Here is a 25772-nt window from a genome sequence, read left to right on the forward strand (position 1 = left end):
CTCTGATCATTATCCGTGACAAGAAGAACTATCAGGGGCCAATGTACCTGCTTACCTCTTTAGACGTAGACTGCGAAGCCCTGGCCTGGGAGATGATGTATATTTATTTCCACCGATGGGAAGCGGAACAGGGGTTTCGTTTTCTCAAGTCAGAGCTGGGTTTGGANTCGCCAAGGCTATGGTTTTGGGACAACCGCATGAAGCTGATGAGTATCGTCACCTTGGTCTATGACTTCATGCTCCAGATATTGCGCAACTGGAAAGGCTGGGTTCCTCTTTTTTTAAGAAATTACTGTCATAGAACTGGAAAGCGGTACCGAGATGCCTCGATACCGCTCTACAGACTTAGAATGGCCATCTCGATTTGCCTCACTTTAATGTGGGCTCAAAATTCGGGATGACTCATGTTACAGGAGACGGACTTCCGGCCCTGATACGCATCAGTGCTCAGTACCTGAATATCCTTTAATGGTTATTCTAACGTGTCCTTTCATAGTGTAGAGCCTACTGTTTTAATGCCACAGTGGTTCCTACCAAGCAAGGATCAACAATTATTACTCAAGGCTATCCTTAGCCATAACCGGCACTTCCTGGGCGTTCAACCGCTTCAGCACGTCCTTGGTGATGTCAAATGCGTCATTGGCCATCAGCAGGCCGCCGCCGCCGCCCTCATTGAGGATGAAGTCGTAACCATTCTCCTCCTTCATCGTTTCGAGGATAGCCTTAAGGCGTTCCCCAAACTGCTGTTGAAGGCGCATCTGGTCTTCCTGGATGCTGGCCATGGCCACTTCGCGCTGCTGCATGATCTGCTGCTCTTTCTGGCCGATGCGCTGCTGCTCCGACTGGATCTTATTCGGCGTCATCAACCCCTGTTGAGCTTTGTTCTGTAGCTGTTGTACTTCGCGCTGCAGGCTAGCCATCTCTTTTTGGATGTTATCCTGAGCTTTCTGTACATTGCCCTCCAATCGTTCCAGCTCGGTGGCCAGGTCATTATAACCTACCTGGAGGCTGTCTAACCGGACGTAAACTATCGTCGGGCCACCCGTTGTGGTACCCGTTGCAGTGGCGGTCTCGGTAGCTGGTGCTGATCCCTGCGGCTGGCAGCTGAAAAACACCATTGCGACAGCAACTAAAACTAATGTAGGAAGTATTCTCGTCAACGTTTTCATAGTTGTAATTTTGCGCAAAGATACATCTCCTCCATGACCAGAGAACAATGGCTCATCATTGGCGCTTTCGCCATTACTTATTTCGTCTGGGGATCTACCTACCTGGCCAATTACTGGGCGATCGATTCCCTGCCTCCCTTCGGGATGTGCGGGGTCCGGTTTCTCCTGGCGGGAACCCTCCTGTATGCCATCTCGCTCCTTCGGGGAGATAAAACCATGCCCACTGTCAAAAACTGGCGCAATGCCGCGTACATGGGTGTGATGTTCCTCTCCATTGGTGTCGGCGGCGTCGTCTGGGCCCAGCAATGGGTAGACACCAGCATGGCGGCACTTCTGGTAGCCTTCCAGCCTTTGCTGATCATGGTGCTACTATGGACTTTCTTCTCCACCCGCCCACCAAACAAGGCCTTTCTTGGGGCTGGCATCAGCATTATCGGCATGAGTTTACTAATCGGACAGCCCGAGTTAGTGGCCGGTAAAGCGGAGACCATTGGCCTGGCCGTCATCCTTTTTGCCATCCTGACCTGGGCCCTTGGCATGATTCTGAACCCCAGGCTCGACATGGGAAAAAACAATTTCCGCTCTACAGCCATGCAGATGATCGTTGGTGGAGGTGTTGCCATGGTCTTCAGCCTGCTCATTGGGGAATGGACAGGCTGGTCGATCGACCAGCTGAGCATGAAGTCCATCCTGGCCACGTCCTACCTCATCATTTTCGGGGCCATTATCGCTTTTTCGGCCTTTAATTACCTGATGCGGAACGTCAGCCCGGAAAAGGCGGCCACCAGTACTTACGTCAACCCAGTCGTGGCGGCGCTGCTAGGCGCCGCGCTGAACAACGAGGCGGTAACGCTGCAATCAGTGATCGCCGGGGGCATTTTGCTGACCGGGGTGTATTTCATCAATTCTTCCAAAACTGCCGCGAAGCCTTCAACCGCAGAGATCATCGATGACCTGGCCATCCCGATGGGAAATAAAGGTTTGCGGCGATGAATCAGGATTAGCGAAATTTCGCTAACTTGCGGCCTCAAAAAATCCTGACAAATGACTTTCGAAGAATTCGATGCTGGTGTAAAAGCCGCAGCTGCAAAAGCGCCTAACCTCGGCAAAAGCCTCAAGCTTGACCTCGGTGATGGCATCATCCACATCGACATGACCGGCGACACTGCCGTAGTCACCAATGAAGATAAAGAGGCCGACACCGTAGTGACCACTACCGTCGACACCCTCGACCAACTCCGCTCCGGCAACCTCAACCCAATGATGGCAATGATGGGCGGAAAAATCAAGATCAAGGGCGATATGGGCCTGGCGATGAAACTGCAGGGCCTGCTCAGCTAGTCAAGTAGTCGGTTGTCGGGTTATCCGATAATCAACGATCCAAAAATCTGGAATCACCCACTACGGCCGTCCGATATTTTCGGGGGGCCGTTTGTGGTCTTAAAAGGGAGGGAAGGGTTGCCACTAAGGCATTAAGGACACTGAGCGCTACACTAAGGGAGGGGGTTAACCATTAAGGGCATTTAGGGCTATTTGTAGTAAAAAATAGCGGTAGTCCCACGAGCGGAGCGATCAGCCCCCTGTTGCAGGACTACAAGACTACCTCCTACCAGACTACAGACTAATAAGACCGCTCCATCTCCTTTTCGCTGGATGCCCACCTTTAGTCTCAAGGGCAGCATAAATGCTGCGGAACGGTGCCGTAAAAGACCGCCAACGGCGGCATTTTAAGTCGCCTCCCCACCCCTTCCCGCACATAAAACACCAAAAACAAAAGCAAAATCCTATTTTATGCGTTATTGAGGAAGTGTGCATCTACCTGAAGTACACTTAAACCCGTGAGGCCTATGCGTTTTTTCTACCTGCTGTTCTTATTGCTTGCGCTGCCAACCATGCTTTTAGCCACCCACAACCGGGCTGGCGAGATCATTGTACGCTCCGACGGCGATTGTTCAGACATCAACAACCAACTCAGCGCATGTGCGACCATCATCACTTACACCGAGACGGTCCAGACGGATGTTGACCGGGAAGAACTGATTCTTCGTTGGGGAGACGGTACTTCGGACACCATTCGGCGATCGCGGGAGATCTTCAATATTGTCGATGGTATCAAACGCAATGAATATGAAGCTTGCCATCAATATCCCGGGTTCGGACGTTACTTCCTCAGTTTCCAAGACCAGAACCGGGTGGCCAACATCGTCAACATTGACGGCGGTGGCTCGGTCAATATCCCCTTCAGCGTCTACACCGTATACACACTTACTAATCCGCTGCTCAACGGCTGTAATTCTTCGCCGCAGCTTACGCAAGTCCCCATCGAGAACGCCTGTATCGGTTCCGTTTGGACCCACAACCCAGGAGCATTTGACGTAGACGGCGATAGCCTGGCCTTCGAATTCACGGTCCCCCAGCGGGCACCAAGGGCCCCCATCGCCAACTACGTACGCCCGGGCCTGGGCAACAGCTCCCTCACCATCAATGAAACTACTGGTCAGATCACCTGGGATGCCCCAGCTATTTCCGGAGAATACACCCTGGCCTTCCTCGTCAAATCTTTCCGCAACGGCATTCCCCTCGACACCCTTGTCCGCGACATGCAGATCTTCGTTGCCGAATGCGCCAATGACCCGCCCGTCATCGAACTACCCAATGAAGTCATCTGTGTCACCGCCGGGGAGGTCATCGAGTTCGACGTGATCGCTACCGCGCCCATTACCGACAGTGACCAGAGGGTACGGCTGACGGCCAGCGGCCGGCCCTTCGACATTGAATCCAACTCTGCGACCTTCACGCCCGGGCCTGATGCCTGGCTCGTCGATCCAGTAAGAAAAACCTTCCGTTGGGCCACCACCTGTGAACACATCAGCAACCAACCCTACTTCGTGGTCTTTCGGGCGGAAGATGACTTTTTCGATCCCATGAGTGGCCTGTCCACCGTCCGGGTCGTCTCCATCAAAGTCGTGGCTCCGCCTCCCGAAAACCTTCAGACCGTCGTAGATGATGAATTCATTACGCTGAGTTGGGACAAGCCCTACCGCTGCGAAGACACGCCAAGCCCGCGCTTTCTCGGCTTTACCGTTTGGCGGAAAGAGGGCAGTAACCCTTTCCCCGTCGACACTTGTACCACCGGACTGTCTGGCAAGGGCTATACTCAGATCACCCCCACCGAAACGATGGAAATGGCCGACGGCCGTTTTGTCTACATCGATGATGACATCGAACGTGGCAAAACCTATTGTTACCGTGTCCTGGCCTTGCTGGGCCGCCCCATTGCTAACCTGCCGCTCATCTTCGAGGAAATCGAATCAATACCTTCGGAGGAAATCTGTGTTCAGCTGGCAAGAGATATTCCACTGCTGACCAAGGTCGACATAGAGACGACCGGAGCATCAGACGGCGTCATCGATATTTGCTGGATCAGGCCGGCTGCGCTTGCTCTGGATACGGTATTGAATACCGGCCCTTACCGCTACGTACTTAGCCGTGCAGATGGCCAGACGACCGCCCCGGCAGACTTTACGGAGATCACCTCCTTTACGCGCCAGTTCTTCGGTGCCCCGGTAGACACTTGCTTTACTGATTCGAACCTGGATACCGAAGGTCAGGCGTATTCTTACCGCATCGAACTGTTCGTCGACAACGAATCCGATCCGGTGGGCGAAGCCCAGCCGGGCTCCTCCGTCCGCATTGCGGGTGCGCCTACCGATAATGCTGCAGTCCTTAGCTGGACTTCCCTTACGCCCTGGACCAATGTTTCCTACGATCTCTTCCGCCAGGACCCCGGCGGCAGCTTTACGCTTCTGACCACCACCGCCGAAACTTCGTTCCGGGATCAAAACCTGATTAACGGCGAAGAGTACTGTTACTACGTTCTGGCTTCAGGCACGTACAGTGTTAACGACATCCCGAGCCCACTGCTCAACCGGAGTCAGCAAATCTGCCTCCAGCCGCTGGATAATGTCCCCCCTTGCCCACCCGAATTATCGGTGATCAGTGTTTGTGACCGGGGCGTTGATTGTACCATTACCGACAACCTTTTTAATACCCTGAACTGGGTTGCTCCGGTAGACGTTTGTGGAGACGAAGACGTTGCCGGCTACCGCCTGTACTTCTCCCCCAATACTGGCCAGCCCGGAGTGCTGATTGCTGAAATTAACAGTGAGAGCATCCTTACTTTCGACCATACGCCTCAAGGTGGCATCACCGGATGCTACACCATTAGCGCCTTCGACCTCAATGGCAACGAAAGCGACCTGAGCACCGAAGTTTGCGTTACCAACTGTCCGATCTACGATCTGCCCAATGCCTTCACGCCAAACGGCGACAGCCAGAACGACCTCTTCATCCCACGTGGTCGTTGCTTCGTGGAACGGGTCGAGTTTCAGATTTTCAACCGGTGGGGCCAACTCGTCTTCGAAACCAACGACCCCGCGATTAACTGGGACGGTACCAACCTTAACGGAGACCGATTGGCCTCAGGCACCTACTACTACGTTGGGCAGGTCTTCGAACAACGTTTGGATGGCGTGACGCTTGCCCCAGAGCCCCTCAGCGGGTTCATTGAACTGATTACCGGGGAGTAACGAAGGAGAGAATAATGGAATGGAGGAATAATTGAATGTGAGAATGAGCACACCTGTTAGCTCTGGTGAGCTTGCGCAATGCCACGAACGGAGCTTGCGGAGGCCGTTCTCCCATTCAATAATTTCACCATTCTCTAAGGCAAGGTAGCGTAGCAACTTTGTCCGGAGTGACGATTCTTTGCTTCTTAACCCTTATCCCTTGCACCTGCGTCCGCGCCCCTTCATTCTGGAACTTGCAACCTGAACACCAACGAATACGAGGGGTTCCGCTAGATCCTTCGGATCGGCGCTCACCCCTCGCTACAAGAGACGGACCTCCGGCCGTAACCGCTCCTTCTTGCTGCGGCTCAGCTCTACTCTCAATGGTTCCTACCTCCCTCCCCTCTTCCTTAGTGTAGCCCTTACTCCCTTAGTGGTTAATCTCTCTAACTCACCCAAAAAACTTCAGCAACCGCCACTCCTTACGTAAGGCCCCCCACATCCCCGGCTTAAGCCAAAGCCCATAAAGCAGCCCTGAAAAAAAGGTAAACATGGCATAAACAAGTGCAGGCTTAAGCATCTGTTCGTTGGCCAGTAAGGTGGAGGTAATCAGGAAGGCAAGGCTCGTATTCTGGATGCCAACCTCTACCCCCAGTGTAAGTTGATCGTTTCGGCCAAAGCCGAAAAGCCGTCCGAAAACGTAGCCTGAAAAGAGGGCCGCGAAGTTAACCAGCAGGGAAGCTGGCAGGATAACGGCTATCTCTGCTAACAGTAGGTTGCTGCCGCCGGCAGTTGCTGGTGCAAACAGCTTCAGGCCAAAAAGCAGGCCCAACAGGATGATGCTCAGCCAGCGGAGCCGTGGCTGCAGGTAATTGGCCCGCTGCTGTTGTTTCACCCTGAAAAACATCCCGCACATAATCGGAACCAGTACGATCAGGAAAATTCTTCCAGAAGTCGGTAAGACCGGCAAGTGACTTAATCCCTCCCCCGTCCAGAAAACACTCAATCCCAAATTAACGATTAAGGGGATGGACAGCATCGACAAGGTCGTATTACAAATCGTCAGGCTTACCGCCAAAGTGGTATTAGCCTTAAGCAGAAAACTGATGAAATTGCTGGTCAGGCCACCGGGGCAGGCAGCGAGGATCACCACCCCTGCGGCAAATGCTGGTGGGAGTTTCAGTATCCAACTGATAAAAAAAGCCAAAAATGGTAACAATACCAATTGTAATACGAGCCCCAAAAAGAGGACTCTTGGATCCGTAAAAAGCCTGCGAAAATTGTCGGCACGAAGACTCAAGCCAATGCTAAACATGATCAAGCCTAAGATCAAGGCAATAAGAAAATCGATCATTTTTTTAGCTGTTGTTTGTGTTAGTCAGATAAAGCTACTATTTTCGCACTATACAAAGTTGTTACCCTAAGATATAAACAGGTGTAGTAACAAGAATTTATTTTCTTTGTGTACTTAAAATACTAAACGACGCCATTGCGCTCGTTTTAAAGATGTTAATAGGGTTTTAGGTGTTTATTTCTGGACCGGCTGTGCTTTGCACGACCGGTCTTTTTTATTCACAACCCATTGATTACCAGCTATTAACTATCGAAATCCTTCCTGTGAGTGAAGAGAATAAGGCACTGCCCACCTGTGTGCTTGAGTAAGCATGCTTATTGCTCTCTATCTACTGCTGCGGCAAGTTCTTCGTACCAGTCTTCGCCGTATTTTCTGATCAACGCAGGCTTAGCAAATTCGAATACACGGATTTTTTCACGTGCTCCTTTGCTGCATGCAGCGGAGCAAATGTCCCACCGGTCATAATTTAATGCTTCAAAGTTGGCTTCTGGCTTTGACTTTACCCGAATCGGATACAAATGGCAGCTGATGGGCTTTTTCCAGCCGATCTTTCCGGCCCGATGCGCCTGTTCAATGCCACACATGGCCATGCCCTGGTCGTTGAGGGTCATGTAGGCGCAGGCTGCGTTGTCCACCAACGGCGTATCGTGCCCATCCGTCGTTTCGTTGATCGTATAGACTCCTTGTGCTTCAATCGCTGCACGCCCTGCCTCGGTCAAAAACGGGGCAACCTCCGGGTAGATTTTTTCAAGGATTGGCAGCTCATCCCGTTCGAGGGGGGCGCCGAAATCTCCTTCCCAACAGCAGGCTCCCTTGCAGGCGGTGAGGTTACAGGCAAATTGTTCGTCAGTGACTTCGTCGCTGACCATGATGTTTCCGATGATGTACATACTTCGTCTTTTGGTCTTATTGGTGCTTTTGGTCTGTTGGCATTATTGGTCTGTTGAAGTTCCGAACACTAGCTCTAAAGGACCAATAGCACAAATAGACCAATAGACCAACAAACTAACTACCGCTCCAGCCCCACCATCGCTCGTACGGCCGGTGGCAGCAACAAATCCAGCAAAGCTGCATTCTCGGGCCGGTATTCGACAAAGTACCAATCCGCGGCTTTGCCGCGTCGGATCGCAAAGAGTGATTTCTCAGCAATGACCAAAATGCTTTGGTCCTTTTCGTTGTACCGGACACTTCCGGAACCATGGCTTTTATGCAACATCCGAAGCATTCGCTCTCTGAATTCCGGTGTTTTGTACTTCTCCGAAAGAAGGGTGAAAACGATCTTCTGATGGCACCTGATGGGAGAGTACGACTCGGATTGATAAGTTACAATCTCGCCAATTTCGTCGATGGTAAACTCGCCAAATTCTATGCTGAGGTCTTCGTCGGAACTCAGCCCCATCAATTGGTTACGTACCGCCTCTCTGGGAACAATTTCGAATAGTTGAGGATCCGTCAAATCCAGTAAAGAGTCGACCTCCCAATTCATGGTGAGCCGGGCATATTGCGCCAGCCGATCAGCCAGGGGGTTATAGTCCACGGTATGCTGAGCAGAAAGGGCAGTACTTACTAGTACAAAAAGAAAAATTAAGGGATAACGCAAGGATAAATTAGTTTGTGGGGTAAGGACAAAGGTACGGTATCCTAAAATCAACGAAAGCAAAAAACAGGCTGAATTACAGTATTTTTACGCCATGCCCCTACCCTCTCCTCCTTGGTCCGATTTAGCGGCCGCCCTTCGCGGCGAGCTTCAGACTGACGATGGTCACCGAATCCTTTACTCCACCGATGCAAGCGTGTACCGGGAAAGGCCATTAGCGGTTGTTTTTCCCCATTCCACTGCCGATATCGTAGCGTGCGTAAGGTTCGCGGCTAAACACCAGCTACCGCTTACTCCACGGGCGGGGGGAACAAGCCTGGCTGGGCAGGCCATTGGTTCCGGACTGGTGGTAGACGTAAGTCGCCACCTGAACAACATCCTGGAGGTTAACGAAAAGGAGGGATATGCGGTGGTGGAGCCAGGCGTAATCCGGGATCAGTTGAATGCAGCTTTAGCGCCGCTGGGCTACTGGTTCGGGCCAAATACGAGTACGGCTAACCGCTGCACCTTGGGCGGCATGTTCGGTAACAACAGCTGTGGCAGTACCAGCATCACGGTGGGCAGTACGCGCGAGCATGTGTTGGCAGCCGAAGTAGTGCTTTCAGATGGGAGCCTTTATGTGGCGCGGCCGCAGGTGCTAAATAAGGGATTAAAGGAGCAAGGGAAGAAAAAGGAGGACTGTCTTGTCTCTCCTGAAGGTCAGCCAAAAACGCGCAGCGTTTTAAATAGCCCCTCCCCCGTGGGGAGGCTGGGAGGGGGTTCTGAGGAGCAATCCCCAAGCCAGCTCCTGACCACCATACTCTCCCACCTTGCTGAAGTGTTGGGCGATGAAGACAACCGCCGGCAAATTACGGAGGCCTTCCCACGCAAAGACATTAGCCGGCGGAATACTGGCTATGCCCTGGACCTGCTGGCGAGCCAAAAACCCTTCACGCCCAACGGACCAGACTTCAACCTCTGCACCCTTCTTGCTGGCTCCGAAGGCACCCTGGCTTTCACTACCCGGCTCAAAGTCCGCATACTACCCCTCCCTCCCTCCGGTTCGGCGGTGGTGGCCCTCCACTACGACACCATTCGCGAAGCCATGGAAGCCACGCAGGAGGTGATGGTCCACCAACCATTTATGTGCGAGCTGATGGACGATACCATCCTTAAGCTCGCCCGGGAGAACCCCGAACAACGCAAAAATTCAGCCTTCGTCCACGGAATGCCGCGCGCACTGCTGCTGGTCGAATTCCGGGCACCAACGGATGCCCAGGCCACCGAAAAAGCCCGCGCCATCGGCGCAGCTGCCATGAAACAAACAACCGGATCGGCTAGTGCCGCCCCTGTCCTCACCGGCGCGCAAAACGTTGCGGTGGTTTGGAATCTCCGCTCCGCCGGTCTCGGCATCCTCGGGAACATGGCCGGAGATGCTAAAGCCGTGGCCTGCATCGAAGACACGGCCGTCTCCCTCAAAGACCTGGCCGACTACATAGATGAGGTAACCGGGTTGATGACCCTGTACCAACAAAACCCCGTGTACTATGCCCACGCCGGCGCCGGAGAGATCCACCTCCGGCCGGTCCTAAATCTCAAACATCAGCGGGGCCGGGAGGACTTCTACAAGATTACCCGGGATGTAGCCGCCCTCGTCAAAAAGTACCGGGGCAGCCTGAGTGGCGAACACGGCGACGGCCGCGTCCGGGCTCCCTTCCTGCCAGACATGCTGGGACCTGAAGTGTACCAGATGCTGGTCGACCTCAAAAACGTCTTCGACCCGCAACGCATCTTCAACCCCGGCAAAATCGTAGAAGCTCCGCCGATGAACGAAAGCCTTCGCTACGAAGCCGACGTTCCCACGCCCGATTACCCCACCCTGTTGGATTTCAGCAAAGAAGGCGGCCTGCTGCCCGCCATCGAAAAATGTAACGGTTCCGGCGACTGCCGTAAGCTGACTGGCGGCGCCATGTGCCCCAGCTACCGGGCCACCCGCTCGGAGCAACACAGCACCAGAGGCCGGGCCAATACCCTGCGCGAGGTCCTGACCAGGAACCAGCACGATGATCCATTCGGTCATCCGGAGCTCGCCGAAGCGCTTGACCTTTGCTTAAGCTGCAAGGCCTGCACCAGCGAATGCCCCAGTTCGGTCGACATGACCAACCTGAAAGCAGAGTACCAGTATCAGCGTGGTAAAGCTTCCCTGCGCACGCGATTGGTTGCGGCCAATGAAGACCTTTATAAATGGGGAGGTAAAGTGCCCGGCCTTGCCAACCTGGGCTTAAAACTGTTCGGGCCATTAGCCAAACGAATGGCAGGTATTGCGCCGGGCCGGAGTTTGCCGGCGTTCCCGCGGGAGAGTTTACGCGGGTGGTTTGAACGGTCTCAAGCTACATTGCTACAGGAGCGGAAGCGCGCAGAGACGTCTCCCCTCTCCGGGGGACCTAGGAGCAGACGAGAATACGTCTGCGAAGAAGCCGCTCAGCGAAAGGGGCTCGGGGAGAGGCGACTCGTCTATCTCTTCGGCGATGAATTCACCAACTTTCAGGACGTCCACGTAGGCAAAGCCACCATCCTTCTCCTTGAAAAACTCGGCTACGAGGTCAGCTGGCCGGACCATGTGCCTAGCGGACGTGCCCACCTGAGTAAAGGCATGCTGCCAGCAGCAAAAAAACGCGCTGTCAAAAACGTCGGAATCTTTGCACCATTGGTATCATCCGACAAACCGCTCGTCGGCATAGAGCCTAGCGCCATTCTCAGCTTCCGCGACGAGTATCCTAAACTACTGCGGGGCACATTGGCTGAAAAAGCCCGTGAGCTGGCTGAAAAAGTATTTACCCTCGATGAGTTCCTCTTCCGCGAGTTTACCGCCGGTCGGATCGGGCCAGAAGACTTTGGGCCCGAGACCGTCAACCTCGTTCTGCACGTCCACTGCCACGAAAAAGCCCTGGGGGAAACCCGTAAATGTGCCGCCGCACTTTCGCTGCCGGCTAACTTCAACGTCACCCTGTTGGACAGCGGATGCTGCGGTATGGCCGGCTCTTTCGGTTATGAAGCCGAGCACTTCGAACTAAGTAAAACGATTGCGGAGCAGTCCTTACTCCATCACCTGCGGGGTTTACCGCAGGGTACCGTAGTGGTTGCCTCCGGCACCAGCTGCCGGCATCAGGTAAAGGATTTGCTGGGGGTTCGGGCGGTTAGTACGGGGGAGGCTTTGTTGGGGAGTTGGGGCAGCGTTTAGGGTTCACAAACGATACCGAACATCCCCGCCCAGACCCGGAGGGTCGTCCGACTTAGCGAGGGGTGAGCGCCGATCCGCAGGATCCAGCGGAACCCCTCGTTTTCGTTGGCAGTATAATGATGCAGACGCCGTCACCACGTCCAAAATCGCTGCGCTCCCTTGCCCGCTTCGGACCGGGAGGTCCTCACCCCTCAAACGAAGGGTCCTTACAACTGGTTAAACCTAAAGTCCAACCAAAAGATTAATAAGTACGTTAGAAATAAAAATCAGCCTTTCCATGTCCGAAAAAGCCACCCCTACTGAAGAAAAAATCCTTCGTGCAGCCGAAAAGATCTTCTTAGAAAAGGGCTATGCAGGTACCCGGATGCAGGTTGTCGCCGACGAAGCGGAGATCAACAAGGCCATGCTGCACTACTATTTTCGCAGTAAAGAGAAACTCTTCCGGGTCATTCTCACCGACGCGGTCAATGAAGTCCTCCCCATTTTGATCGCCAGCCTTAGTTCCGATAAAAAGGTGATACCTAAACTGCACGATCTGGTTTCCAACTATACCGCACTACTCCTCAAGCGGCCACAGCTACCCCTTTTCATTATGCACGAACTCTCTCAGAACCAGGGCAAGTTTGTGACGGACCTGGCGCTTCGCGCCAACACTCAACCCGTGATGTTGACGTTCTTCCAGCAAGTCGTCGAAGCGGGGGAATCCGGTGAGGTTTATCCGATCAGCCCGGTTCAACTCCTGTTACACGTATTGTCCCTAACGGTTTTCCCCTTCATTGCGAGGCCGATGATAGCGACAATGGCGAATCTTCCTGATGAGCTTTTCCAGCAAGTACTCGATGAGCGGACCCAGGAGGTGATTCGTTTTCTGGATGCGGGGCTGAAGCCTTGAAATGGTGCAGTTATTAAAGATTGTCTGAAGTTTACCTGATGCTTTTGGTGCGATTCGATTATCCGGTGCAGGGTGGTTAGAATTGGGGGCTGGCCTCATGCCCGAGGCATCGCCAATGGCGACGCTATCCCGGCGCATTGGCTATACCAGCACGGTTTAAAGCGAGACCTCTGGCCGTACCCCGGGCCTGGTGGCCATTGACCCAATCCAAGTTCTGACCGTCCTACATCGGATGAAAAATGCTTCCTGAAACCGGGTGAATACAATCTTATCCACAAAATTTAACCAAATGGTTGAACCATTCGGATTGCTCAGTAGTTATAGAGCCATGTTAACTACGACAGAACTATAATTGCTGCATCAATGAGAACAATCCACCACCAAAAACACCCAGGTAGCCAGTTCTTTCTTTCTTTTCTCCTACTGCTAAGCCTGTTATTTACCAGCCACCTAAGCGCACAAACACTTTCTCTAAACGAGGCCTACCTGATGTTAGAGGCCAATTACCCCACTCTCCGCAATGCGGACCTGAACGACCAAATTCTCCGTACGGAACTCGACATCCTGAGCCTGGAGCGCAAACCGACACTGAACCTGGTGGGGTCCGCCACCCTCCAGTCCGAAACCATCGGTTTCGACGGTGGGGAAAACTTCCCCATAGACATCAACATCCCGCTTTACAATGCCCGGGCCTACGGGGAAGTCAACTATACACTGTACGACGGCGGTCGGCTAGAAGCCCGCAAGGCCCTTAAATCGGCTGAAGGAAAACTGGGCAACCAGCAACTGGAAGTCGAAAAATTCGGACTGCGGCGAAGAATCAACCAGTTGTTTCTGGGTATTCTGCTTAGCCGGGAAAGAATAGCCCTCTTCGAAACCACGCTTTCGGATATTGCGGAGCGAAAATCTACCGTTACCGCAGCCGTAGAACTCGGCGCAGCCCTGGAAAGTGAAGTCCTTCAACTAAGCGTCAGGGAGGTAGAAATCGAAGCGCAGCGGGATGACGTAAAGGGTACAATTGCCCGGCTCGTCGCCAATCTGTCCACGCTGACCGGTCAGGAATTATCCGTTGATGTAGACCTTGAGCTGCCTGCCCTGCCAGCCTTCCGAACCATCACGACAATTGATCGCCCGGAATCAGGGCTCTTCCAACTTCAACGCGCTTCGGTCATGGCCAACGAAACCCTGATTGAGGCTAACACAAAGCCCGTCATTTCGGCTTTCGGTCAGGTTGGCGTTGGCGTCCCCAATCCTCTCAATGTTTTTGATAGCGGCATCTCCCCCTATGCGATCGGCGGGGTTAACTTCAGATGGACCTTTAAGGATTGGGGCAAATCAGTAAAACAACGGGAACTCCTTCAGCTGCGCATGGCCCAACTCGATAACCAGCAGGAAACCTTCCTATTTAACCTTAACGCGGGGAACGAAGCATACCTCGCCGACATCGACAGACTTGACCGACAAATCGAGCAGGACCGGAAGATCGCCGGGCTACAGGCAGAAATTCTGATCCAGTTGTCCGCTCAACTTGACAATGGTGTCATCACCGCTACGGATTACCTGACCCAGGTAAACGCCGAACTACGCGCCCGCCAGGCATTACAAATCGACGAAACCAGACTGGTCGAGTTGCAGCTCAATTTCTTAAATGAAAGGGGCAGCCTTTAAGCTACTTTCACCAGACGACAAAGAACCCTCCATCCGCAAGGCCAGAAACTACCACCAATGAAATACTCCAGTCTTCTTTTTATACTCTTTGCCCTAAGTGCCTGTACCGAAAGTGTCCCCCTGGCGGATGCCTACGGTAATTTCGAGGCTACAAGTACGACCGTTAGTGCCGAAGCCAACGGCCGACTGCTCTATTTAAGCGTTGCGGAAGGAGAGGTTCTTCCATCTGGCAAACTTATCGGCCTGGTGGACACCACCCAATTGTATCTTCAGCGGCGCCAGCTTGAAGCACAGCTGAGCACCTTCGGCAAACAGGTCAAAACCGCGGCGCCAGACATTGCCATACTCGAAGACCAAAAGCGTAACCTCATCCGGGAGCGCGACCGTACCAAAAGGCTGGTGGCCGCTAAAGCAGCGACCAGCCGGCAACTCGATGAGCTTAACGGACAGATCGAGGTAGTTGACCAACAGATTGCCGCCGCGCAGATGAAAATAAGCGAGGTGAACCGGGGCATACTTTCCGGAAAAGACCCCATTAGGGCGCAAATCGAAGTCATCGACCACCAGATTTCCAAGGCCTACATCTACAACCCCATCCGCGGAACGGTGATGACCAAACTGGCGGAAACCAGCGAGATTGTCGGCATGGGTTCTCCGCTTTACCGCATCGCCAACATCGACACCCTCACCCTCCGGGCTTATGCGGGCAGCGTACAGCTGCAGCGCGCCGGTATCGGACAGAAGGTCGATGTCCTGATCGATGCAGGAGCGGATGCTTATGACCAGCTCTCGGGAACGGTCACCTGGATTTCTGACCGGGCGGAGTTCACGCCTAAAACCATTCAGACCAAGGAAGAGCGCACTAACCTGGTGTACGCCATCAAGATTGCCGTACCTAATCCGGACGGCCGCCTGAAATTGGGCATGCCCGCCGAAGTGAATTTTGGGGGCGCGGACGCGGGTGCAATAACCAAAACCGAGGGGCAATGAACGGTATCGAGGTAGAAAACATCTCTAAGTCCTTCGGTGACACGCTGGCCCTGGACGCACTCAGTTTCAAGGTAGCGCAGGGGGAACGATTTGGCCTGCTCGGCCCCGACGGGGCCGGTAAGTCCACGCTATTCAAGATCCTGACCACCCTGCTCCTCCCCGATGCTGGCCGGGCAACCGTTGCCGGTTGGGATATCGACAAGGATTTCAAGGAAATCCGACGCCACGTAGGCTACATGCCCGGAAAATTCTCCCTTTACCAGGACCTTTCCGTAAGTGAAAATCTGAATTTCTTCGCCACCATTTTCGGGACAACGATTAAGGCAAATTACCACCTGATCAAACCGATCTACGAGCAGATTGAACCGTTCCGCGACCGGCGGGCCGGCGCACTTTCCGGCGGTATGAAACAGAAGCTGGCCCTTTGCTGCGCGTTAATTCACCAGCCCAAGGTGCTGTTCCTCGACGAACCGACCACCGGAGTCGATGCGGTGAGCCGTGACGAATTCTGGGCGATGCTCGCCCAGCTAAAGGACGCCGGCATCACCATCCTGGTATCAACGCCGTACATGGACGAGGCGGAACGCTGCGAACGCGTAGCCTTACTGCAGACCGGTAAAATACTCGCGCTCGACCGGCCCCAAACCATCGTCGGAAACTTTACCGAGCCGCTCTGGGCCATCCGCGCCGACAACTATTACCAGTTGCTGCTGGACCTGCGAAAAGCCCCTTTTAGCCAGCGCGTCGAGGTATTCGGTGAGTTCCTCCACCTCACCGCCAGGCCTGCTACCACCGGGGAAGAGATCACCACCTACGCAGAACATTGCGGGCACGGAAATATCCTCCTCAAACCTGCTGAAGCAACCATTGAAGACGTCTTTTTGGCCCTGATGTAAGGCCTGGTCGAAGTACTTACATCCTGACCATACAACTACACGGAAGTACTCCTCACAATAATCCAGCATGATCTCCAACGCCATAACTGCCAGTAACCTGACCAAAAAATTCGGCAACTTCACCGCCGTAGACAACATCACCTTCAACGTTAAACGGGGAGAGGTCTTTGGCTTCCTGGGGGCAAACGGTGCCGGCAAAACCACCGCCATCAAAATGCTCATCGGACTGAGTAAACCGAGCGGTGGCGAAGCCACCGTTGCGGGCCTTAACCTGATGACCCAAAGTGAAAAGATCAAAGAACGGATCGGGTATATGAGTCAGAAATTTAGCCTCTACGAAGACCTGACCATTCGCCAGAACATTAATTTTTACGGGGGAGTTTACGGACTAAAGCGGAAGGACATCAGAACAAAGACCGCCGACATCCTAGCCGAGTTACAGCTGGAAGACAAGGCGGACGAAAAGGTTGGCGGCCTCCCGCTGGGGTGGAAGCAACGGCTCTCCTTCTCGGTGGCTAATGTCCATGACCCTGATGTTGTATTCCTTGATGAACCAACTGGTGGAGTCGACCCCGCCACCCGGCGTCAATTCTGGGAGATGATCTACGCCGCCGCCAGCGGCGGGCGGACCATTTTCGTCACTACCCACTACATGGATGAAGCGGAATACTGCGACCGCATATCCATTATGGTTGCAGGTAAGATCGCCGCCCTGGGTACGCCCGGTGAGCTCAAGGAACGGTTTGCCGCTAAGTCAATGGACGAAGTATTCCTGCGACTGGTCCGATAACGGAGCTGCCCTACCCTGCCCGTCAACTTCCCCTTGCACCTGCGGCCCCGCCCCTTGTTAGTAATCAGAATTCAGAACTTAGTATTTAGCTATCAGGATTCAGGACTCAGAAACATAGACTTGCAACCCCAACCTGAAACTTGCCACCTGCAACCTTGTCAACCAATCCAGCATGCGCTCCTTTCTCGCCTTCGTTCGTAAAGAGTTCTACCACATACTTCGCGATACGCGGACCCTGCTGATCATCCTCGGAATGCCCATCGCCCAGGTATTGATTTTCGGCTATGCGGTCACCAATGAGTTCCGGAATGCGCCAATTGCGGTGATCGATCAATCGCACGACGAATTGAGCCGGGAACTGATCAATGAAATTACCGCCACCGGCTATTTCAACCTGATCGAGCAACCGCCCACTACGGACCAGCTCGACGCCCTTTTCCGCTCCGGCGACGTCAAGCTGGGCATCATTATTCCACCAAATTTCGAGGAAGACTTCTTTCGCCAAAAACTTACTTCCCTACAATTAGTGGCGGATGGCTCGGACCCCAATTATGCCACGACCCTGATTAATTACAGTACGCAGATCATCGGCAGTTTCCAGCAGCGCTATGCCGGTGGCCCGGCCAGGTATCAAATCGGCGTGGAAACACAACTGGTGTACAACCCGCTGCTCATCAACGCCTACAACTTCATTCCCGGAGTAGTGGCCATCATCCTGCTGTTGATTTCTGCCATGATGACCAGCCTGACGATTGCCAAAGAAAAAGAAATGGGGACGATGGACCTCCTGCTGGTCAGCCCGCTTTCTCCCGTGACGATCATCCTCGGAAAGGTGACGCCTTACGTATTTCTTGCCATGATCAACGCCATCATCATTTTGGTCATGGGCTATTTCATCTTTGAAGTTCCGGTCGTTGGCAGCCTCGTTTTATTGTTTGCCTTCTGCCTGCTGTACGTGCTCACCGCCCTTTCACTTGGCATCTTCATCTCCACCAAAGCCGCCTCCCAGCAAGCGGCCATGATGGGCTCTCTCTTTACCCTGTTGATGCCCTCCATGCTACTTTCCGGCTTCATCTTCCCCATTGATAGTATGCCGTGGCCACTTCAGCAGATCTCTAAGATCATTCCCGCCACTTATTTCATCGAACTGCTCAAGGGCGTAATGTTGAAGGGGCTAGGCAGAGAATTCCTTTGGCAACCCGCGGTTGTCCTGGCAGGGATGACCATTGTGCTGCTCCTTTTAAGCTGGGTCAATTTCAAAGTCCGTACCAAATAAGCCCTCATGCGAAGATTACTATTCATCATCCAGAAGGAGTTCATCCAGATCATCGGCAACAGGGCCATGTTGCCACTGATGACGATCTTACCAATCGTCCAGCTGATGTTACTTTCTTTTGCCGCAGACAGCGAAGTGAAGAACGTGAACATCACCATCACCGACCTCGATCAATCACAGTTCTCCCGCCAGCTGATCGGTCAGATCACCGCCTCCGACCGGTTTACGCTCATCAACGCCCCACTGGCCATGCGCATCTCTGACCATGACCTGCTGGCCGGTGAAGCAGACATTGTGCTGAACATTCCACCCGACTTCGAACGTAACTTCCTCAAAGGGTACCCCGCCAAACTTCAGTTACTCGTTAATGCCATCAACGGACAGGCAGCCACCGTGGGTTCCGGCTACCTGATGTCCATCATCCGGGATTATAACGAAGACATCCGTCTGGAAACCGCCATGGGTGTCGGGAGGGTTCCTTCCAGAATCGAAGTAGCCTCGGCTAATTGGTACAACCCTGATTTGAATTATAAGTACTTTATGGTCCCGGGTATTCTTGGCGAGCTGGTCATTATATTGGTCATCCTGCTCTCTGCCATGAATACGGTTCGGGAGCGGGAGATCGGTACCATTGAGCAAATCAACGTAACGCCGATCAAGAGCTGGCAATTCATACTTGGAAAAATGATTCCTTTCGTTTTCATCGGTATGCTCTTATTGACCATTGGCCTTACTGCCGGAAAGGTAATTTTTGACATTCCAATGGTCGGCAGCCTCTGGGTCGTTTTCGGCTATTGCCTCGTTAACCTTATTGCCGTACTTGGTATTGGTTTGCTAATTTCCAACCTGGTAGATACCCAGCAGCAAGCGATGCTCGTCGCCTTCTTTTTCGTGATGATTTTTATTCTGATGAGTGGCTTATTTACCCCCATCGAGAGTATGCCAGATTGGGCCCAATTATTAACCATCCCTAACCCCGTGGCGCACTTTGTTGCCGTGATGCGCAAAGTCCTGCTCAAAGGCAGCGGCTTTGCGGATGTCGCTTGGAATTTTCGCGTTACGGCCATCATGGCGCTGGTATTTAATGGGCTGGCGGTGTTGAGTTATCGGAAGGTTAGTTGAAGCCTTTTTCAGCAGCTCTTTTGGGCGGGGGCGCGGGTGCGGGGGGAGGGACGTTGGCGGGCAGGCAAAGCCTTCGCTCGTCGGCCGACCACGAAGTAGCCGCGAAGCGAAACGGGAGGAACGACCTGGCTCGTCCGCCGAGGGAGCTAGCGGTCGGACACCCGGAGGTAGGGTGATAAGAATTTGAATTTCAGCCGGCCCTAAGTCGCCTCTCCCCTAACCCCTCTCCCCCGGAGAGGGGAACTAAAATACGCTGCGGCTACCGCCTTACTGGATGTGTTAGATTGGCTTAAACTGTAGCTAATACTTTAGTTTGAGGCCTTGGAACATCTTATATTTCACCTAAAAACACTAATGCTTGGGTCACCCCTCTCCGGGGACCTCGGAGCAGACGAGAATACGTCTGCGTAGAAGCCGCGCAGCGAAAGGGGCAGGGGGAGAGGCGACTTTTTGCGGGGAATCGGCCTAAAAGCCGTCAACACAATCCGTCCGACGGAAGTACCACCACATACTTGCCGTAGGCCGACGGGCCGCTCGGGGGCTTCGGCGAAGCCGAGGCGCAGGCGGTCGGACGGCTAGGAGGCAGAGGCATTGTGCCCGATCTCAACCCCAACCTCTCCCGTTACGTTGTATCTTGCCCATCCAGGAATCTCAAACTCCCCTGGACCAGCGAAGGACAAATCCTATGACAAACAACGAACTCATTAGCAACTTCTACATAGCCTTCGCCAACCAGGATGCCGAAGCCATGGTCGCCTGCTACGCCCCCGACGTCGTCTTCGAAGATCCCGCCTTCGGCCGTCTGGAAGGAAAAGATGCCCACGACATGTGGCGCATGCTGATGAAGCGCGGTGGCGGTGCCACCGAAGTCTCTTTCAGCGAAGTGTGGAGCGAGGGCGAACGTGCTTCCGCCGACTGGATGGCCCGATACAACTACGGCCCGAAGGGCAGGATGGTCATCAACGAGATCCACGCCGAATTCATCATCAAGGACGGGAAGATCGTGAAGCACACCGACACCTTCAACCTTTATCGCTGGGCCCGGCAAGCCCTGGGCCTCAACGGTTTGCTCCTTGGCTGGTCCGCCTTTTTCAAGGCCCGGATGCACGAAACTACGCGGGGGATGCTGGATAGTTACCAGGCTAAGAATACTGCTGAATAACGAGCAGCAATATTGTTGGTCGTAAACCCCAAGCTAGCCTTTACAGAATTTAAGGATTTATGGGAAGATCACTCGGCCGCCGAGGCGGCCCGAAAGGCCTGACTCGTCGGCCGAGAGGTCGTAGCACGGAATCCCTCGGCGGACGAGTCAGCTCCTGCGTCGCGCCTCGGCCGACGAGCGATCCCGATGCCTACCTCCGAGCAGCCAATCTTAAGGTTTTAGCGCATAATTCCCGCCAAAAGACCAAAGGATCAATAGACTAAAAGACCAAAACCCTACCGCTTCCCCAGCCCAACATCAATCCCCAACTGATTCACGGCACCTCCAAGGTGATAGTTCGTTCTCCCGTAGGCGACGGAGAACCGTTTGGTCCGGAAGGCAAAGCCGAAAGTATAGCCTGCTCCGCTGCGAAAATCCCTTAGTCGTAGCTCCCGGCGGAGGCCGTGGTTGTAGCCAAAGCGGAGGCGGAGGTTCCGTTGCTTCCCCACCAGCAATTCTCCGTTGAAAACGAAATGTCGGGCCAGGTTATCCAGAAACACGGCACCGGCACCGCGGGTGGACTGTTCTTCGCCTAAAGCCAGGAAAATGGTTTCGTCCTCCGCATCGGGGTCATCGAACAGTACGTTCCAACGATCGAGGTAGCGGTAAATCAGAGAAAACCGGAAAGGCAGGTATTTCAGCTCTTTGTTGATACCGATTTGCAGTTCAAAGGGCATGGGTTCCTGCCCGCTGAGGTCATCATAAGTGGAAAGCTGTCGGCCGGCATTGCGTGCCAGCAGGGTAATGCCAAACCTGCCGGAAGTATCGACGTAGTGTACCGCCAGGTCAGCAGCCAGGCCAATGCTGGTGTAGCCAGCCAGTTGGGAGGAAACCAGTTTGAGGTTGGCGCCCAGGCTCAACCGGTTTTCGAACTGGCGCGCAGCGCCAACGGTAAGTGCATAATCAGACGCCGAAAAAGTACCCAGGTCCTGCCCCGTATTATCCCGCCGAACCAGATCGTTGCCGTAGCTGGCAAACTGCAGACCAGCCTGAAAGGTCATCTTAGCGGCTTCCCGGTAATGGCCGTAGGCCAGTGAGCTGTTGCTGATACCCGCCGGATGGAAGGCATGGCTTAGCGCAAACCGCTGGTGCATCAGCGGATTTAGCAGGCTGGGGTTTCTGGCCGCCAGGCTTAGATCATCGTCCATCAGCGCAATGTGGTGCCCGCCCATCCCGGCAACCGTGGCCGAATTGGGCAGGTTCAGAAATTCGTAGGCGGAGATACCACCAACCTGCGCGGTCAGGGTAAATGAAAATAGAAAGCAGGTAAAAAGTAGATAGTTTCGCATCGTAGGCGGTAAGTTACGAGACCTAGATAGGATGGGCCGCAAAAAAGTGGCTTTAGTCAGGTTATCGGGTTATCTAGTTATCGGATTATCAGGCTAACGACAATTGATAACTCGACAACAGGACAACTCGATAACTCGACAACTTCTATTTAGGCCGCGTCATGTCCACCCCCGCAGGCGCCTGCGCCGTGCTGTCCGGCGTCCAGGTGGTGGCACAAACGCCGATGGAGCACTCCATCACGCGCTCCAAGCCACCCGATTCAAGGTATAAATGGAGCAGGCCATCCTCCTTACTATCGGGGGCATAAACACCGCTGGCTTTAGGCTTACCGTCCTCATACCATTCACGGAAGGGACCAACGGTGGCGTTCTCAACAAAGGTCACAGATTCCTTCACGCCACCATCGGTGTAGTACTGAAACCAGGCCCCATTCATCGCCCCACCGATGTATTGTCCCTTAAGGAGCATATTGCCCAGCGAGTCGTAGTTGAGGTAATTCCCCTCAAACTGGTCCGCCACGTAGTTTTCTTCGACGATTACCTGTCCGTTGGGCGCAAAGATCCTGCGTTTCCCTTCCAGCATTCCTTCCCGGTAAAATTCTTCGTAGGTGAGCTTGCCTTGTGGGCCAAACTCCTGGGATAATCCTTCTTTCTCCCCGGTTTCCGGATCCACGAAGAAGACCTTTCGGAAGCCAAGCGCATCCATTGATTCTTGTTGTTCCAGGCCGTCGCCGCAGGAGGAAAATATTAACGTCAGGGTCAGGATAATAGAGGTGCTGTACTTCATTGCGTAAATTTACCGCTGCAAATAATAAATGATTATGACCAAAACGATCACCGTTTGGTTTCTGGTATTCACTGCCTGCTTCTTCTCTGCCTGCTCCAATTCATCGTCTGCACCTGCGTCCGCGCCCGAAAAAGATGCCGTTGCTAAGTCAGCCATTGAAGAGCGATTGATCACCGAGCTCAGCCCTTCGTCAGATCGGGCAGGAAAAGAACGAAATGCCATCATCAACCGCGCTATTGACCAAAATTACGACGTTTACGCGGCGCCCGAAGGCTATTTCTACGAAATCCTTGATCCGGGTGAATTCACACCGCTGCTTACCGGCGATATCGTCTCCGCTCATTATCAGGGACTGTTTCTCGACGGCACCGAATTTGACAACAGTCGCAAACGCGGTGCCCCCCTGCAGTTTACCGTCGGTGGCCTGATTGAAGCCTGGAACCTGGCCCTCTTACGGGCTAAACCGGGTGGCAGCATCCGGATACTCAGTCCTAGTGCACTCGCTTATGGGGCTGAGGGCCTTGTGGGGACACGTGGCGATACGCTGGTGCCCGCCCACACCGTACTGGAATTCGTGATCGATGATATTCAGGTTTACGAGGAATAACCTAAAGCTCCCGCCGCATCCAAATCCGATTTTCCCGGACATCTTCATGTTCTTCCACCCGGATGATGTTGAAGCCCCGGTCAATCCCAAAGCGCAGCATATTCCGAAGGCGATTCAGGGTTTTAAATGTTACGGTTGGGTAGCCACGCTCTCTTGCCCATTCATCCTGTCGGTCCGCGAGCATCCGGGCGACTCCCCGCCGTCGGAATTCGGGGTGTACGCCACCCAACCAGCTGTACCAGTAGTCGTCACGTTCGTAGCCAACCTTGAAGCCGGCGGCAACGCCGCCGATTTCGGCGATCAGGATCAAGTTGGGCTTCCCGGCTACTTTCTCCCGGTACATCTTCTCCCGGGGAAATTCCCCTAATTCGGGAATTAAAGCGGACAGCGCGACCACTTCATTAATGTCAGCCTCCCGAACGATGATCGCTTCCGGCATTACTCGTCCATTAAGGCCAGGCGAACAAAGTCGTCCAGGCTTACCTGCTCTGGCCGACGTTGAAAAAACTCATCCCCCGCCAGCACTTCGTCCGAAAAGGCAGACTTCAAACTGTTTCGCAGCATCTTCCGGCGCATCCCGAAAGCGGATTTGACGACGTGCTTGAACCGTCCCCATTTCTCATCGGGCACCAAAGGTTCTTTCCTTCTCTCCAGTCGGATCACCGCACTTTCCACTCTGGGGGGCGGGCTGAAATTGCCCCGGCTTACGTTCATGACCAGCGAGGATTCGTAGCGGCATTGTACCAGGACCCCGATCACCCCGTAGGTTTTCGAGCCGTGACCCGCCAGGACCCGGTCGGCCACCTCCTTTTGGAACATGCCGACCATTTCGGGTATTTGCTGGTAATTATCCAGCATCTTAATCATGATCTGGCTGCTGATGTTATAGGGATAGTTACCGATAAGGCCAAAAGGCTTTTCTCCAAAGATATCCCTAAGATTCGCCTTCAGAAAATCCCCGGGAACGATCCGATCAGCGATTTCAGGATAGTGCTCCTCCAGGTAGCTGATCATATCCTTGTCGGCCTCACTCACCGTTAATTCGAAGTCCGCTTTGCGCTCCAGCAGGTGCTTGGTCAGCATCCCCTGGCCGGGGCCTACTTCCAATACATGGTCATACTGATCCGTCAGGGTCAGCGCATGAGCGATCTGGTGGGCGTAGTGTTCGTTGGTCAGAAAATGCTGACCGTAGGATTTTTTTGCGCGCATGGGGGCAAAGATAGGGGTCAGGTTGCAGGTTTCAAGTTGCAGGTGTTGCAGGTTTCAAGTTGCAGGTGTTACAGGTTTCAAGTTGGAGGTGTTGCAGGTTTCAAGTTGGAGGTGTTGCAGGTTTCAAGTTGCAGGTGTTACAGGTTTCNAGNTGCAGGTGTTACAGGTTTCAAGTTGGAGGTGTTGCAGGTTTCAAGTTGGAGGTGTTGCAGGTTTCAAGTTGCAGGTGTTACAGGTTTCAAGTTGCAGGTGTTACAGGTTTCAAGTTGCAGGTGTTGCAGGTGTTGCAGGTTTCAAGTTGCAGGTGTTACAGGTTTTAAGTTGCAGGTGTTACAGGTTTCAAGTTGCAGGTGTTACAGGTAACCACTAAGGCAGTAAGGGCTGCACTAAGGTTTGGGGTCTTGTAATGGATTTTGATTGGTTACCGGGCCGATCATCCACCCAAGCGGAGCGAGCTTCCCAATGCGGTAGCACTACTGAACTACAAGACTAATTAAGAGGGCGCGGCCGCAGGTGCCAGGGAAGGGTTGAAGGAGCAAGGGGGAAAAGGGGACGTACTTCACAGCAATTTTTCTCACAGAGGTCAGCACGGAGGGAAGCACTGAGGCGGCACAGAGGAGGAGGATTAGAAAGCTGTTCTTGAGACGATAGCTTAGGAGTGACAGCTGGCATCCTCCTCCAGACTCGGAGGGTAGTCCGGCTTAGCGAGGGGAGACCTCGTCTTCGTTACGTTGAGTGGTGTATGCCCCCCATCACGCTGTCAGGTCAATCTTGTCCCATTATCCGCAGCGCGGAATTACTCGGCCACGCCAGTTCGGTTACCACCGACATCTACACCCACGTGAGTACCGCAGAGAAGCAGCGGGTAATAATGTACGCTTCCCCTAGGCCGCTACCACTCTAAAGTAGAAATTCTGTTTTGATTTCTCGTGATTTACGGGTGATTTGTATCCAATGCTGCTGTGTGGCCGTACCTGATTGTAAACTACCGACCATTCTTGTATGCGCTCGTTCAGTTCCACTAGAGATTGGAACCAGTTCAGATCAAGGCATTCAACGCGTAAGGTCTTGTTAAGTCGTTCCATTAAACCATTCTGGGAAGGTTTGCCCGGCTGTATGTATTTGAGCTCAATGTCA

Annotated in this window: 22 protein-coding genes; 13 read left to right on the plus strand and 9 right to left on the minus strand. The window is 53.5% G+C overall.

Features of this window, described 5'->3' with window-relative positions:
• Window positions 1-554: 554 nt before the first annotated feature.
• A complete protein-coding gene (locus B036_RS0123390; RefSeq protein ID WP_083926300.1) occupies window positions 555-1169 on the minus strand; it encodes an OmpH family outer membrane protein in 615 nt (204 codons plus the stop codon).
• Between the two features lie 33 nt (window positions 1170-1202).
• Between B036_RS0123390 and B036_RS0123395 the strand changes: the two genes are divergently transcribed.
• The 3 genes from B036_RS0123395 (at window position 1203) to B036_RS0123405 (ending at window position 5758) form a co-directional block, all read left to right on the plus strand.
• Window positions 1203-2162 carry an EamA family transporter gene (locus B036_RS0123395; protein WP_020571178.1) on the plus strand — a complete coding sequence of 320 codons (960 nt, stop codon included), beginning with the start codon at window positions 1203-1205 and terminating at the stop codon, window positions 2160-2162.
• A 51-nt stretch (window positions 2163-2213) separates the two neighbouring features.
• Window positions 2214-2510, plus strand: coding sequence for an SCP2 sterol-binding domain-containing protein (locus B036_RS0123400; protein ID WP_020571179.1), 297 nt, complete (start codon window positions 2214-2216; stop codon window positions 2508-2510).
• A gap of 506 nt (window positions 2511-3016) precedes the next feature.
• Complete coding sequence (locus B036_RS0123405; protein WP_020571180.1) at window positions 3017-5758, plus strand: gliding motility-associated C-terminal domain-containing protein; 2742 nt, start codon at window positions 3017-3019, stop codon at window positions 5756-5758.
• A gap of 430 nt (window positions 5759-6188) precedes the next feature.
• On the opposite strand, the gene B036_RS30735 is transcribed toward B036_RS0123405, so the two are convergent.
• From B036_RS30735 to B036_RS0123420, 3 genes are all read right to left on the minus strand, one after another.
• A complete protein-coding gene (locus B036_RS30735; RefSeq protein WP_020571181.1) occupies window positions 6189-7091 on the minus strand; it encodes a bile acid:sodium symporter family protein in 903 nt (300 codons plus the stop codon).
• 314 nt (window positions 7092-7405) lie between these two features.
• Window positions 7406-7981: a DUF3109 family protein gene (locus tag B036_RS0123415; RefSeq protein ID WP_020571182.1), complete on the minus strand. Its 576-nt coding sequence runs from the start codon at window positions 7979-7981 to the stop codon at window positions 7406-7408.
• Between the two features lie 119 nt (window positions 7982-8100).
• Window positions 8101-8691 carry a hypothetical protein gene (locus B036_RS0123420; protein ID WP_026232285.1) on the minus strand — a complete coding sequence of 197 codons (591 nt, stop codon included), beginning with the start codon at window positions 8689-8691 and terminating at the stop codon, window positions 8101-8103.
• 91 nt (window positions 8692-8782) lie between these two features.
• On the opposite strand from B036_RS0123420, the gene B036_RS30740 reads away from it, so the two are divergent.
• From B036_RS30740 to B036_RS0123465, 9 genes are all read left to right on the plus strand, one after another.
• On the plus strand, window positions 8783-11908 hold the full coding sequence (locus B036_RS30740; RefSeq protein ID WP_020571184.1) for an FAD-binding and (Fe-S)-binding domain-containing protein: 3126 nt from the start codon (window positions 8783-8785) through the stop codon (window positions 11906-11908).
• Between the two features lie 277 nt (window positions 11909-12185).
• On the plus strand, window positions 12186-12800 hold the full coding sequence (locus tag B036_RS0123430) for a TetR/AcrR family transcriptional regulator (RefSeq protein WP_020571185.1): 615 nt from the start codon (window positions 12186-12188) through the stop codon (window positions 12798-12800).
• A gap of 363 nt (window positions 12801-13163) precedes the next feature.
• A complete protein-coding gene (locus B036_RS0123435; protein ID WP_020571186.1) occupies window positions 13164-14468 on the plus strand; it encodes a TolC family protein in 1305 nt (434 codons plus the stop codon).
• Between the two features lie 57 nt (window positions 14469-14525).
• On the plus strand, window positions 14526-15458 hold the full coding sequence (locus B036_RS0123440) for an HlyD family secretion protein (RefSeq protein ID WP_020571187.1): 933 nt from the start codon (window positions 14526-14528) through the stop codon (window positions 15456-15458).
• Window positions 15455-16354, plus strand: a complete 900-nt coding sequence (locus B036_RS0123445) for an ABC transporter ATP-binding protein (RefSeq protein ID WP_020571188.1) — start codon at window positions 15455-15457, stop codon at window positions 16352-16354. Before B036_RS0123440 ends, B036_RS0123445 begins: the two co-directional genes overlap by 4 nt.
• A gap of 67 nt (window positions 16355-16421) precedes the next feature.
• A complete protein-coding gene (locus tag B036_RS30745) occupies window positions 16422-17144 on the plus strand; it encodes an ABC transporter ATP-binding protein (RefSeq protein WP_020571189.1) in 723 nt (240 codons plus the stop codon).
• Window positions 17145-17316: 172 nt separating this feature from the next.
• A complete protein-coding gene (locus tag B036_RS0123455; RefSeq protein ID WP_020571190.1) occupies window positions 17317-18420 on the plus strand; it encodes an ABC transporter permease in 1104 nt (367 codons plus the stop codon).
• Window positions 18421-18426: 6 nt separating this feature from the next.
• Window positions 18427-19542: an ABC transporter permease gene (locus B036_RS0123460; RefSeq protein ID WP_020571191.1), complete on the plus strand. Its 1116-nt coding sequence runs from the start codon at window positions 18427-18429 to the stop codon at window positions 19540-19542.
• Window positions 19543-20227: 685 nt separating this feature from the next.
• Complete coding sequence (locus B036_RS0123465) at window positions 20228-20704, plus strand: nuclear transport factor 2 family protein (RefSeq protein ID WP_020571192.1); 477 nt, start codon at window positions 20228-20230, stop codon at window positions 20702-20704.
• Window positions 20705-20979: 275 nt separating this feature from the next.
• Here B036_RS0123465 and porQ read toward each other — a convergent pair whose 3' ends face one another.
• Both porQ and B036_RS0123475 read right to left on the minus strand, forming a co-directional pair.
• The gene (porQ, locus tag B036_RS0123470) at window positions 20980-22032 is read right to left on the minus strand and encodes a type IX secretion system protein PorQ (RefSeq protein WP_020571193.1); all 1053 of its coding nucleotides are present in this window, start codon (window positions 22030-22032) and stop codon (window positions 20980-20982) included.
• A gap of 145 nt (window positions 22033-22177) precedes the next feature.
• The gene (locus B036_RS0123475; RefSeq protein ID WP_020571194.1) at window positions 22178-22819 is read right to left on the minus strand and encodes a toxin-antitoxin system YwqK family antitoxin; all 642 of its coding nucleotides are present in this window, start codon (window positions 22817-22819) and stop codon (window positions 22178-22180) included.
• A gap of 34 nt (window positions 22820-22853) precedes the next feature.
• Between B036_RS0123475 and B036_RS32570 the strand changes: the two genes are divergently transcribed.
• On the plus strand, window positions 22854-23426 hold the full coding sequence (locus B036_RS32570) for an FKBP-type peptidyl-prolyl cis-trans isomerase (protein WP_020571195.1): 573 nt from the start codon (window positions 22854-22856) through the stop codon (window positions 23424-23426).
• 1 nt (window position 23427) lies between these two features.
• Here the strand turns inward: B036_RS32570 and B036_RS0123485 are convergent, their stop codons facing one another.
• From B036_RS0123485 to B036_RS33070, 3 genes are all read right to left on the minus strand, one after another.
• Window positions 23428-23865 (minus strand): GNAT family N-acetyltransferase, encoded by a 438-nt coding sequence (locus tag B036_RS0123485; RefSeq protein ID WP_020571196.1) that lies wholly within the window; start codon window positions 23863-23865, stop codon window positions 23428-23430.
• The gene (gene rsmA, locus B036_RS0123490; protein WP_020571197.1) at window positions 23865-24635 is read right to left on the minus strand and encodes a 16S rRNA (adenine(1518)-N(6)/adenine(1519)-N(6))-dimethyltransferase RsmA; all 771 of its coding nucleotides are present in this window, start codon (window positions 24633-24635) and stop codon (window positions 23865-23867) included. The genes B036_RS0123485 and rsmA overlap by 1 nt, the downstream gene beginning before the upstream one ends.
• A gap of 884 nt (window positions 24636-25519) precedes the next feature.
• A partial coding sequence (locus B036_RS33070) for an integrase core domain-containing protein (protein WP_020571198.1) occupies window positions 25520-25772 on the minus strand: 253 nt, incomplete at its 5' end.

It is taken from the genome of Neolewinella persica DSM 23188, assembly GCF_000373105.1.
Lineage (GTDB): Bacteria > Bacteroidota > Bacteroidia > Chitinophagales > Saprospiraceae > Neolewinella > Neolewinella persica.

Excerpts from the sequence above, each read along its gene's own strand:
- rsmA (WP_020571197.1), bottom strand. The coding sequence starts at position 24,635 with ATGCGCGCAAAAAAATCCTACGGTCAGCATTTTCTGACCAACGAACAC.
- B036_RS0123390 (WP_083926300.1), bottom strand. The coding sequence starts at position 1,169 with ATGAAAACGTTGACGAGAATACTTCCTACATTAGTTTTAGTTGCTGTC.
- B036_RS0123475 (WP_020571194.1), bottom strand. The coding sequence starts at position 22,819 with ATGAAGTACAGCACCTCTATTATCCTGACCCTGACGTTAATATTTTCC.
- B036_RS30735 (WP_020571181.1), bottom strand. The coding sequence starts at position 7,091 with ATGATCGATTTTCTTATTGCCTTGATCTTAGGCTTGATCATGTTTAGC.
- B036_RS0123460 (WP_020571191.1), top strand. The coding sequence starts at position 18,427 with ATGCGAAGATTACTATTCATCATCCAGAAGGAGTTCATCCAGATCATC.
- B036_RS0123485 (WP_020571196.1), bottom strand. The coding sequence starts at position 23,865 with ATGCCGGAAGCGATCATCGTTCGGGAGGCTGACATTAATGAAGTGGTC.
- B036_RS0123405 (WP_020571180.1), top strand. The coding sequence starts at position 3,017 with ATGCGTTTTTTCTACCTGCTGTTCTTATTGCTTGCGCTGCCAACCATG.
- B036_RS0123415 (WP_020571182.1), bottom strand. The coding sequence starts at position 7,981 with ATGTACATCATCGGAAACATCATGGTCAGCGACGAAGTCACTGACGAA.
- B036_RS0123435 (WP_020571186.1), top strand. The coding sequence starts at position 13,164 with ATGAGAACAATCCACCACCAAAAACACCCAGGTAGCCAGTTCTTTCTT.
- B036_RS0123395 (WP_020571178.1), top strand. The coding sequence starts at position 1,203 with ATGACCAGAGAACAATGGCTCATCATTGGCGCTTTCGCCATTACTTAT.
- B036_RS0123445 (WP_020571188.1), top strand. The coding sequence starts at position 15,455 with ATGAACGGTATCGAGGTAGAAAACATCTCTAAGTCCTTCGGTGACACG.
- B036_RS0123465 (WP_020571192.1), top strand. The coding sequence starts at position 20,228 with ATGACAAACAACGAACTCATTAGCAACTTCTACATAGCCTTCGCCAAC.
- B036_RS0123430 (WP_020571185.1), top strand. The coding sequence starts at position 12,186 with ATGTCCGAAAAAGCCACCCCTACTGAAGAAAAAATCCTTCGTGCAGCC.
- B036_RS30740 (WP_020571184.1), top strand. The coding sequence starts at position 8,783 with ATGCCCCTACCCTCTCCTCCTTGGTCCGATTTAGCGGCCGCCCTTCGC.
- B036_RS0123400 (WP_020571179.1), top strand. The coding sequence starts at position 2,214 with ATGACTTTCGAAGAATTCGATGCTGGTGTAAAAGCCGCAGCTGCAAAA.
- B036_RS0123440 (WP_020571187.1), top strand. The coding sequence starts at position 14,526 with ATGAAATACTCCAGTCTTCTTTTTATACTCTTTGCCCTAAGTGCCTGT.
- B036_RS32570 (WP_020571195.1), top strand. The coding sequence starts at position 22,854 with ATGACCAAAACGATCACCGTTTGGTTTCTGGTATTCACTGCCTGCTTC.
- B036_RS30745 (WP_020571189.1), top strand. The coding sequence starts at position 16,422 with ATGATCTCCAACGCCATAACTGCCAGTAACCTGACCAAAAAATTCGGC.
- porQ (WP_020571193.1), bottom strand. The coding sequence starts at position 22,032 with ATGCGAAACTATCTACTTTTTACCTGCTTTCTATTTTCATTTACCCTG.
- B036_RS0123455 (WP_020571190.1), top strand. The coding sequence starts at position 17,317 with ATGCGCTCCTTTCTCGCCTTCGTTCGTAAAGAGTTCTACCACATACTT.